This is a genomic window from Kitasatospora sp. NPDC059577 (assembly GCF_042735475.1).
Taxonomy (GTDB): Bacteria; Actinomycetota; Actinomycetes; order Streptomycetales; family Streptomycetaceae; genus Kitasatospora.
Genome location: NZ_JBHWBZ010000071.1, coordinates 1 through 8563 on the forward strand (window position 1 = coordinate 1; position 8563 = coordinate 8563).

Consider the following 8563-nt stretch of genomic DNA (forward strand, 5'->3'; position numbering starts at 1 on the left):
GTCATGACGGCTTCGGTGCGCAGCGGGTTGATCTCGGAGACGGCGCCGACGAGCGTGGTCTTGCCGACACCGAAGCCGCCCGCGACGACGATCTTGGCCGACGTCGTGGCACGGGCGGGTCCGTTAGAGCTTGCGAAGTCCACTGAGGACCCTTTCGAGCAGCGTGACATCGGGCGTTCCGCCCGACTCGCCCGCGGCGGCGGGCTGGTGGATGGCGACGAGACCGGCCTCCGCGAGGTCGGCGACGAGGATGCGGGCGACACCGAGCGGCACACCGGCCAGTGCGGAGATCTCCGCGATGGACTTGACCTCACGGCAGAGGTTGACGATCCGGGCGTGCTCGGGGAGCAGCCCGCTGGTCCGCTCGGCGGACCCGGTGGTGGAGATCAGGGCCTCGATGGCGAGTTGGTAGCGGGGACGGGTCCGGCCACCGGTCATCGCGTACGGGCGGACCAGCGGCTGCTGCTCGTAACCGTCGGACTGCTGGCCGCCGTAGCCGCTGCCGTACCCGTTGCCGTACGGGCCGCCGGGTGTCGAGGGCGGGGTCATGGGTCCTCCTTGTGCTGCAGCCTGAGCAGCCGGTTCCAGCTGGGGCAATACCAGCTGAGGCGGGATCAGCTGCCTGAGGGTAGCTGAGGGTGAGACGCCGGGGCCGGTCGGGTCGGACCCGGCGGGGAGGTCGGACGGATGGGTGGGTGGGTCCGCACGGACTCCGGTCAGTGCAGGAGACTGCCCTGGAGTTCCGCGCGAAGTGCGGGGGTGAGGACGGCGCCGGCTCGGTCGACGAGCAGGGCCATCTCGTAGCCGACGAGGCCGATGTCGGAGTCGGGCGAGGCCAGGACGGCGAGGGCGGAGCCGTCGCTGATGGCCATGAGGAACAGGAAGCCCCGCTCCATCTCGACCACCGTCTGGTTGACCTCGCCGCCCTCGAAGATCCGGCTGGCGCCGGAGGTGAGGGAGGTGAGGCCGGAGGCGACGGCGGCGAGCTGGTCGGCGCGGTCCCGGGGGAAGCCCTCGGACATGCACAGGAGGAGGCCGTCCGCGGAGACCACCACGGTGTGGGACACCCCGGGGGTGTTGTCCACGAAGTTGGTGATCAGCCAGTTCAGGTTCTGTGCGGCCTGGCTCATCTGGTTCAACTCAACGCTCCTGGTGATCTGCGCCGTTGCCGTCGGTCCGGCCACCGAAACTATCGAATCCCGGCTGCTGGGCACCATGCGGGAAGCCCTGCTGGTTGGAGCCCTGCTCGGCCCCGGCCCGGCGGCCCTGCTGGATGCCGCGGCGCAGGTTGGTCAGCCGGCCGCGGACCTCCTCGGGGGCCCGGGAGACCTGGGGCCCGGTCAGCGGCGACGCCTCGGCGGTGCCGGAGACCAGGTTGGCCTGCGGGGTCCGCCGGGGCAGGCCCGACATGGTCACGCCGTTGGTCGAGGGCTCGCGCACCTGCTCGGCGCGGCGCCAGCGCTCGTCGTTCGCGGACGGGCGCCACGGCGCGTCGTCGGGGCTCGGCTGCTGCGGGGCCTGCGGCTGCTGGGCCTGCTGCTGCGGGGCCTGGGGCTGCTGCGGGGCCTGCTGCCGGGCGGCCTGCTGCTGCGGAGGCTGCTGGGCCTGGCCCTGCTCCTGGAGGTCCGGCGCGGAGGTACCCGGCCGGCGCGGCTGGTAGGAGCGCGGCCGCGCCTGCTGCTGGGCGTCGCCCTGCGGGTACCAGGCCTGCTGGTCGGCGGGCTGCTGGCCGGCGGCCGCGGACGGGCCGGTCGGCAGCGCCATCGGCTCCTGGTACGGCAGCGGCTGCGGCTGCTGCGGGGCCTGCTCCTGGCGCACCGGCTCCGGACGCGCCGGGTTCGGCACGTTCGGCAGCACCGGCTCGACCAGGCCGAGGCCCAGCGGGTCGCGCGGGTCGATCTGGCTGGCCTCGAAGCGCGGACGCGCGAACTGCTGGGTGCTCTCCACCGGCGCGGGCTCGGCCGACGGCAGCGGCTGGGGCTGGGACTGCTGCTGCGGCAGCTGCGGCTGACGGTCACGCTGCGGCGCGTCCGGGCCGGGGCGCTGCGGACGCCGCGGACCCTGGGCGGCGCCGGGCCGGCCGGGGGCACCCGGGGCGCCCGGGGCACCCGGACCCTGACGGCCGGGGGCTCGCTGCGGCAGGCCGTCCTGCGGACGGTTGCCCGGACGGGCGCCCTGCTGCGGAGCACCGGGACCGCCGGGGCGGCCGTGCTGGGGCTGCTCGCCGGTCCGGGGGCCCGGACCGCCGTCGAACTCGCCACCGGGGCGCTGCCGTTCCTGGCCGGGCTGCTGCCGACCCGGCTGCGGCTGGCCGGCCTGGGGCTGGCCGGGCTGCTGCTGGCGGCCGCGCCGGGGCAGGCCGTTCGCGCCGGTCTGGCCGGTCTGGCCGGTCTGGCCGGTCTGCGGCGGACCCTGGCGGCCCGGGGTGCGCTGCGGCAGGCCGCCCTGCGGCGACTGCTGCGGCTGCGACTGCTGCTGGGGCTGCTGCGGAGCCTGCTGGGCCTGCTGCGGCTGCGCGGGCTGTCGGCCCTTGCCCTTGCCCTGGCCCTGCGGCATCGGGTTCTCGCGCAGGGCCTTGCCGACCTGGCGGGTCGGCAGACCACCGGCGCGGCCACCGGGCGCACCCGGACCGGCCTGCGCACCCGGGCCGCCGGGCGCACCCGGAGCACCGGGGGCACCCGGAGCACCCGGGCCCGCCGGAGCGGCCGGACCGCCCTGGCCGAGCTGCGGACGGCCGCCCTGCGGGGCACCGCCGGCCGGACCCTGGCCGAGCGCGGCCGGACCGGCCTGGCGGCCGGGCGGCATCTGGCGCTGCTGACGCGGCGTCGGGGTGACCCCGCGCTGCTGCTTGCCCTGGGCGGGGCCGGGGCGGCCGGCGCCGCGGCGGTCGCCGGAGTTGGTGACGTCCACGGGGAGCATGACCAGCGCGGTGGTGCCGCCGGAGTCGCTGGGACGGAGCTGGATGCGGATGCCGTGACGCAGCGACAGACGGCCGACCACGAAGAGGCCCATGCGGCGGGAGACGGAGACGTCCACCGTCGGCGGGTTGGCGAGGCGCTCGTTGATCTCGGCGAGGTCGTCGGGGCTCAGGCCGATGCCGGTGTCGTGGATCTCGACCAGCACGCGGCCGTCCGGCAGCGCGTGGCCGGTGACCCGGACGCGGGTCTGCGGGCTGGAGAACGAGGTGGCGTTCTCCAGCAGCTCGGCGAGGAGGTGGACGAGGTCGTTGACGACGCGGCCGGCGACCTCGGCCGACGGGACGGCGGCCAGTTCGATGCGCTCGTACTGCTCCACCTCGGATGCGGCGGCGCGGAGCACGTCGACCAGCGGGACGGGGCGGGTCCAACGGCGGCCCGGGTCCTCACCGGCGAGGACGAGGAGGTTTTCGCCGTTGCGGCGCATGCGGGTCGCGAGGTGGTCCAGCTTGAAGAGGTTGGCGAGCTGGTCCGGGTCCGCCTCGCGGCTCTCCAGCTCGGAGATGAGCGACAGCTGGCGCTGGATGAGGCCCTGGCTGCGGCGCGAGAGGTTGGTGAACATCGCGTTGATGTTGCCGCGGAGGAGGGCCTGCTCGGCGGCCAGGCGGACGGCCTCGCTGTGCACCATGTCGAACGCGTGCGCCACGTGGCCGATCTCGTCGGTGGAGTCGACGGCGACCGGCTCGACCGTGGTGTCGACGTCGTGCGGGTCGCTCTCCGAGAGGGTCTTGACCAGCTCGGGCAGGCGGCGCTCGGCGACGTCCTCGGCCGCGGCCTGCAGACGGGTCAGCGAGCGCACCATCGAGCGGGCGATCAGACCGGCGCCACCGAGGGCGACGAGCATCACCAGGGCGACGGCGACACCGATGATCAGGGCGTCCGTGTCGGCCTGCGACTGCAGGTCCTGGGCCTTGCCGTCGAGGTTCTCGATGAGCTTGGACTCGATCCGGCGCTCAGCGGTGATCTTGGCGCTGGACTTCTCGTACCAGTCCTTGTAGCTGACCGCCTCGGTCTGGTGGATACCGCCCTGGATGAGGATCGTCTGGGCGTAGCGGTCGGCGTCGGCGACCACCGAGTTGTAGCTCAGCTGGCTGCGCAGGTTGTCCAGGTCGTGCGCGGTGTAGATGTTGTTGAAGCTGGCGACCGCGTTCTCGTACGAGAGGCGCAGGCGGATACCGAAGGACTCGTCGCTCAGGCTGAGGTCGGGCGCCTTGGGGTTGGCGAGCGCGGCGCTGATCAGGGCCCGCTGCTGCGAGGTCGCGTTCTTGGCGAGCGAGAACTGCTGCAGTGCGCGGGTGGAGACGACCAGGTCCTTGTTGTTCGACGCGAGCGCGATGTCCTGGGAGATGGACAGCAGGTCGCGGATGATCACGTCGTAGGCGGTGATCGTCGACTGGATGTTCTGGTTGTTCTGGTACGGCAGGCTGCGGGTGTCCGAGACCGAGTTCAGGTCGCGGCGGATCTGCAGCAGCAGCGCCTTTCCGCCGGACAGTTCGAGGTTCTCGAACTTGTCGGAGGACGCGGTGAAGGTGCGGCTCAGTTCGTCGGTGGCCTTGCGGGCGGCGACGATGTCGTCGTCCAGCTGGGCGTTCGGCTCGTGCGTCATCGGACCGGCGCTGATGTCGCGCTCGGTCTGCAGCGCGTCCGCGAGGTTGGTCGCCTTCTTGGCCAGGTCGGACAGGTTGGCCATCTGGGCGAGTTGCTGCGAGTTCTCCATCGAGCTCTGGATGCGCAGGCCACCGAGGACCAGCGAGACCAGGACGGGGAGGGCGAGCAGGGCGATCAGACGGGTGCGGATACGCCAGTTGCGCATCGCGAGCCGGTTCAGACCGGTGGCCCGGCGTCGGGTCAGGGAGGTGCGGAGTTTGTCGCGGGTGGACTTCCGCTCCTGACCGTCCTCCTCCGGTCGGCCTACGCCCTCGGGCGTCATCGGATCGGCCGGGCCGCCCGGCGCCGCCGCCTGCTGGGGGGCTGCCACAGGCTCGCGCGACTCCGGGTTACCCGCGGCGCCGCTACCCCTTTTGAAACGTCCCTGCACTGGCGTCGCAACCTCTGGACCGGGCGTCCCGCCGCGTTGCCACGGCCTGGACGGTGTCGAGTTTCCATCCGCACCCCGGCCGGTCCGGGAGAGCGGGTCACCGGGGTGGACCACTCCCTACCCACGGTCCGTCGCATTCCAGCACAGCCGGGGAATCCCAACAAGGGCCGCAGGAACCGGGCGCCCGGCGCTACCGACCGCTTGCGGAATCTCACGGACTGTGCGGTAACCGGACCGGAATACCGCCTTTTTCGGACACTCGCCGGATACATGCCAACCCGACCGTAGATCGAAAAGAGTCACAGACCTTCCGGAATGCCCCTTATCGGCCGGATGTCGGAAAATTCCGGTACGGCGATATGTCGGATATCTGAGTTTTGCTCGATATATTGTGACCAAAATCACAGTCTAATGTGTAGCTTTGGTCACGGTCTCTATGGAAAGAGATCTCGTAACCTGGGCAGTCTCCGGAGCACGGCCCCGATCAGCCTGCCCAGAACCCCTCCGAATCAATCGGAATCACTCAGGCCGGTGCCGATCCGCCGCGGATCGCCCGGCCACGACCACGAGGTGCTCTCGATGTCCCAGGCGAAGAACGCCACCAAGTCCACGCTGTCCTGCCGCTCCACCGCGAACCCGCGCCGGACGACGCTGGCCTCGGTCGAGGACTTCAGCAAGATCCCCGGCGCCCGCCAGCCCGAGGACGTCGTGACCTACGGCACCGAACTGCCGGCCAGCACCGCCAACCCGCGCCGCATCCAGCTGATGGTCGCCCCGGTCGTCGTCCTGGCGGACTGACCGCACGCACGTACGCCGGAAGGCGCCGTCGCCACCGACGTGGCGGCGGCGCCTTCTGCTGTTCGCCCGCTCGCCTCCGGGGCGCTCGGACCCGGTGCCGACGGTCGGTGCTCCCTCGCGGCACCGGCGCGCCCCTTCGGCTCGGGGCGGGTTCGCCCGCCCGCTCGCCGCTTCCGCCCCAACCGCGCTGAACAGGGGCAAAGCGGTCAGGCGGGGCCCCACGCGATAGCCTGGAGGCCGATTGACGGGGCCGCGCCCACCGTGGGCGGGGCGCCCACCAGCGCCCGGGCGCGCCCCGGGCGGCCGACGAAGCGAGGGGTATCCCAGCCGTGCGCATTGCCAGGTTTTCCGTCCGGGAAGGAAGCCCTGCCGCCGGCAGCGTCTCCTTCGGCGTGGTGGAGGGCGACCCTTCCCAGCCCGACTCGCTGGTCGTCCACGCGCTGGCCGGCCACCCGTTCGGCCAGCCCCAGCCCACCGGCGAGAGCTACCGCTTCCAGGACGTCCGGCTGCTCAGCCCGATGCTCCCCAACAAGATCGTGGCGGTCGGCCGCAACTACGCGGCGCACGCCGAGGAACTGGGCAACCGGGTCCCGGACGTCCCGCTGACCTTCTTCAAGCCGTCCACCGCGGTGATCGGCCCGACCGAGAGCATCGCGTACCCGCCGTTCTCCTCGGACGTCCAGTACGAGGCCGAACTCGCCGTGGTGATCGGCCGGATGTGCCGCGAGGTCCCGCTGGACCGGGTGCCCGAGGTGATCCTCGGCTACACCTGCGCCAACGACGTCACCGCCCGCGACGTGCAGCAGCGCGAGGGCCAGTGGGCCCGGGCCAAGGGCTTCGACACCTCCTGCCCGCTGGGTCCGTGGATCGAGACCGACCTCGACCCGGCCGACCTGGCCGTCACCTGCACGGTCAACGGCGAGCTCCGCCAGACCGGCCGCACCTCCCTGATGGTCCGCTCGGTCGCCGAGCTGATCGTCCACATCTCCGAGGCCATGACGCTGCTGCCCGGCGACGTCATCCTCACCGGCACACCCGCAGGGGTGGGCCCCCTCAACGTCGGCGACGAGGTCGCCGTCTCCATCGAAGGCATCGGCACTCTCGCCAACAAGGTGATCAAGCGTGGCTAACACTGACCCGGCCGTCCGGGTTCGCTTCTGTCCGTCCCCGACCGGCAACCCCCACGTGGGCCTGGTCCGCACCGCCCTCTTCAACTGGGCCTTCGCCCGCCACAACGGCGGCACGCTGGTCTTCCGGATCGAGGACACCGACTCCGCCCGCGACTCCGAGGAGTCGTACGGCCAGCTGCTCGACGCCATGCGCTGGCTCGGCTTCGACTGGGACGAGGGCCCGGAGGTCGGCGGCCCGCACGAGCCGTACCGCCAGTCGCAGCGGATGGACATCTACGCCGACGTCGCCCGGCGCCTGCACGAGGCCGGCCACGCGTACCACTGCTACTGCAGCACCGAGGAGCTGGACGCCCGCCGCGAGGCCGCCCGCGCGGCCGGCAAGCCGTCCGGCTACGACGGGCACTGCCGGGACCTGACCGACGACCAGGTCGCGGTCTACAAGCTGGAGAAGCGCGAGCCGATCCTGCGCTTCCGGATGCCCGACAAGACCATCTCCTTCGACGACCTGGTCCGCGGCACGCTCACCTTCGAGCCGGAGAACGTGCCGGACTACGGCATCGTCCGCGCCAACGGCGCCCCGCTGTACACCCTGGTCAACCCGGTGGACGACGCCCTGATGGGCATCACCCACGTGCTGCGCGGCGAGGACCTGCTGTCCTCCACCCCGCGGCAGGTCGCGCTGTACGCCGCCCTCGCCGAGATCGGCGTCGGCAGCGGCACCACCCCGCGCTTCGGTCACCTGCCGTACGTGATGGGCGAGGGCAACAAGAAGCTCTCCAAGCGCGACCCGCAGGCCTCGCTCAACCTGTACCGCGAGCGCGGCTTCATCCCCGAGGGCCTGCTCAACTACCTGTCGCTGCTGGGCTGGTCGCTGGCCGAGGACCGGGACCTCTTCGACATCGACGAGATGGTCGCCGCCTTCGACATCGCCAAGGTGAACGCCAACCCGGCCCGCTTCGACCTGAAGAAGTGCGAGGCGATCAACGCCGAGCACGTCCGCAAGCTGGCCCCGGAGGACTTCGCCGGGCGCCTGGTGCCGTTCCTGCAGGCCGCGGAGCTGCTGCCGGCCGAGCCGACCGCGGAGCAGCTGGACGTGCTCGCCAAGGTCGCGCCGCTCACCCAGGAGCGGATGGTCGTGCTGAGCGAGATCGTGAACATGGCCGGCTTCCTGTTCGTGGCGCCGGAGAAGTTCGCCGTCGACCCCGACGACGCCGCCAAGGTGCTGACCGCGGACGCCCGCCCGGTGCTGGAGGCCAGCATCAAGGCGCTGGAGGACCTCGCGGACTTCACCCCGGAGCCGATCCAGGCCGCGCTGCGCGCGGCGCTGGTGGACGGGCTGGGCATCAAGCCCAAGTTCGCCTTCACGCCGCTGCGGGTGGCCGTCACCGGCCGCCGGGTCTCGCCGCCGCTCTTCGAGTCCATGGAGCTCCTCGGCCGCCCCGAGACGCTGCGCCGCCTGCGCTCGTCCCTGGACGCCCTGCCGGCCGCCTGAGCGGGTCGCCGTGCAGGCCGCGGGGGGCGGGGGGGGGGCGGCCCCCCGCGGGACCCGGGGGCGGCGCCCCCCGCCCGGGGCCCGGGCCGGGGGTGTTGGTTTTTGGGGGGGGGCCGCACTGTGGTGTTGT

Annotated in this window: 6 protein-coding genes and 1 pseudogene; 3 read left to right on the plus strand and 4 right to left on the minus strand. The window is 72.4% G+C overall.

Features of this window, described 5'->3' with window-relative positions:
- The 4 genes and pseudogenes from ACFV0O_RS35900 to ACFV0O_RS35915 form a co-directional block, all read right to left on the minus strand.
- A pseudogene (locus ACFV0O_RS35900) lies at window positions 1-143 on the minus strand (ATP-binding protein); the annotation flags it as partial.
- The gene (locus tag ACFV0O_RS35905; RefSeq protein ID WP_380348232.1) at window positions 124-549 is read right to left on the minus strand and encodes a DUF742 domain-containing protein; all 426 of its coding nucleotides are present in this window, start codon (window positions 547-549) and stop codon (window positions 124-126) included. The gene ACFV0O_RS35905 and the pseudogene ACFV0O_RS35900, both read right to left, overlap by 20 nt.
- Window positions 550-716: 167 nt before the next feature.
- Window positions 717-1130 (minus strand): roadblock/LC7 domain-containing protein, encoded by a 414-nt coding sequence (locus tag ACFV0O_RS35910; protein ID WP_097236138.1) that lies wholly within the window; start codon window positions 1128-1130, stop codon window positions 717-719.
- Window positions 1131-1140: 10 nt separating this feature from the next.
- Window positions 1141-4953 (minus strand): nitrate- and nitrite sensing domain-containing protein, encoded by a 3813-nt coding sequence (locus tag ACFV0O_RS35915; protein WP_380348234.1) that lies wholly within the window; start codon window positions 4951-4953, stop codon window positions 1141-1143.
- Window positions 4954-5544: 591 nt separating this feature from the next.
- Between ACFV0O_RS35915 and ACFV0O_RS35920 the strand changes: the two genes are divergently transcribed.
- From ACFV0O_RS35920 to gltX, 3 genes are all read left to right on the plus strand, one after another.
- Entirely contained in the window at window positions 5545-5811 is a 267-nt protein-coding gene (locus ACFV0O_RS35920) for a hypothetical protein (protein ID WP_380348236.1), read from the plus strand.
- 329 nt (window positions 5812-6140) lie between these two features.
- Window positions 6141-6941: a fumarylacetoacetate hydrolase family protein gene (locus ACFV0O_RS35925; RefSeq protein ID WP_360262022.1), complete on the plus strand. Its 801-nt coding sequence runs from the start codon at window positions 6141-6143 to the stop codon at window positions 6939-6941.
- Window positions 6934-8433, plus strand: coding sequence for a glutamate--tRNA ligase (gene gltX, locus ACFV0O_RS35930; protein ID WP_360262023.1), 1500 nt, complete (start codon window positions 6934-6936; stop codon window positions 8431-8433). Before ACFV0O_RS35925 ends, gltX begins: the two co-directional genes overlap by 8 nt.
- Window positions 8434-8563 lie beyond the last annotated feature (130 nt).

What these genes read in the sequence shown, in the direction of transcription:
- ACFV0O_RS35910 (WP_097236138.1), bottom strand. Translation starts at nt 1,130, where the DNA reads ATGAGCCAGGCCGCACAGAACCTGAACTGGCTGATCACCAACTTCGTG.
- ACFV0O_RS35905 (WP_380348232.1), bottom strand. Translation starts at nt 549, where the DNA reads ATGACCCCGCCCTCGACACCCGGCGGCCCGTACGGCAACGGGTACGGC.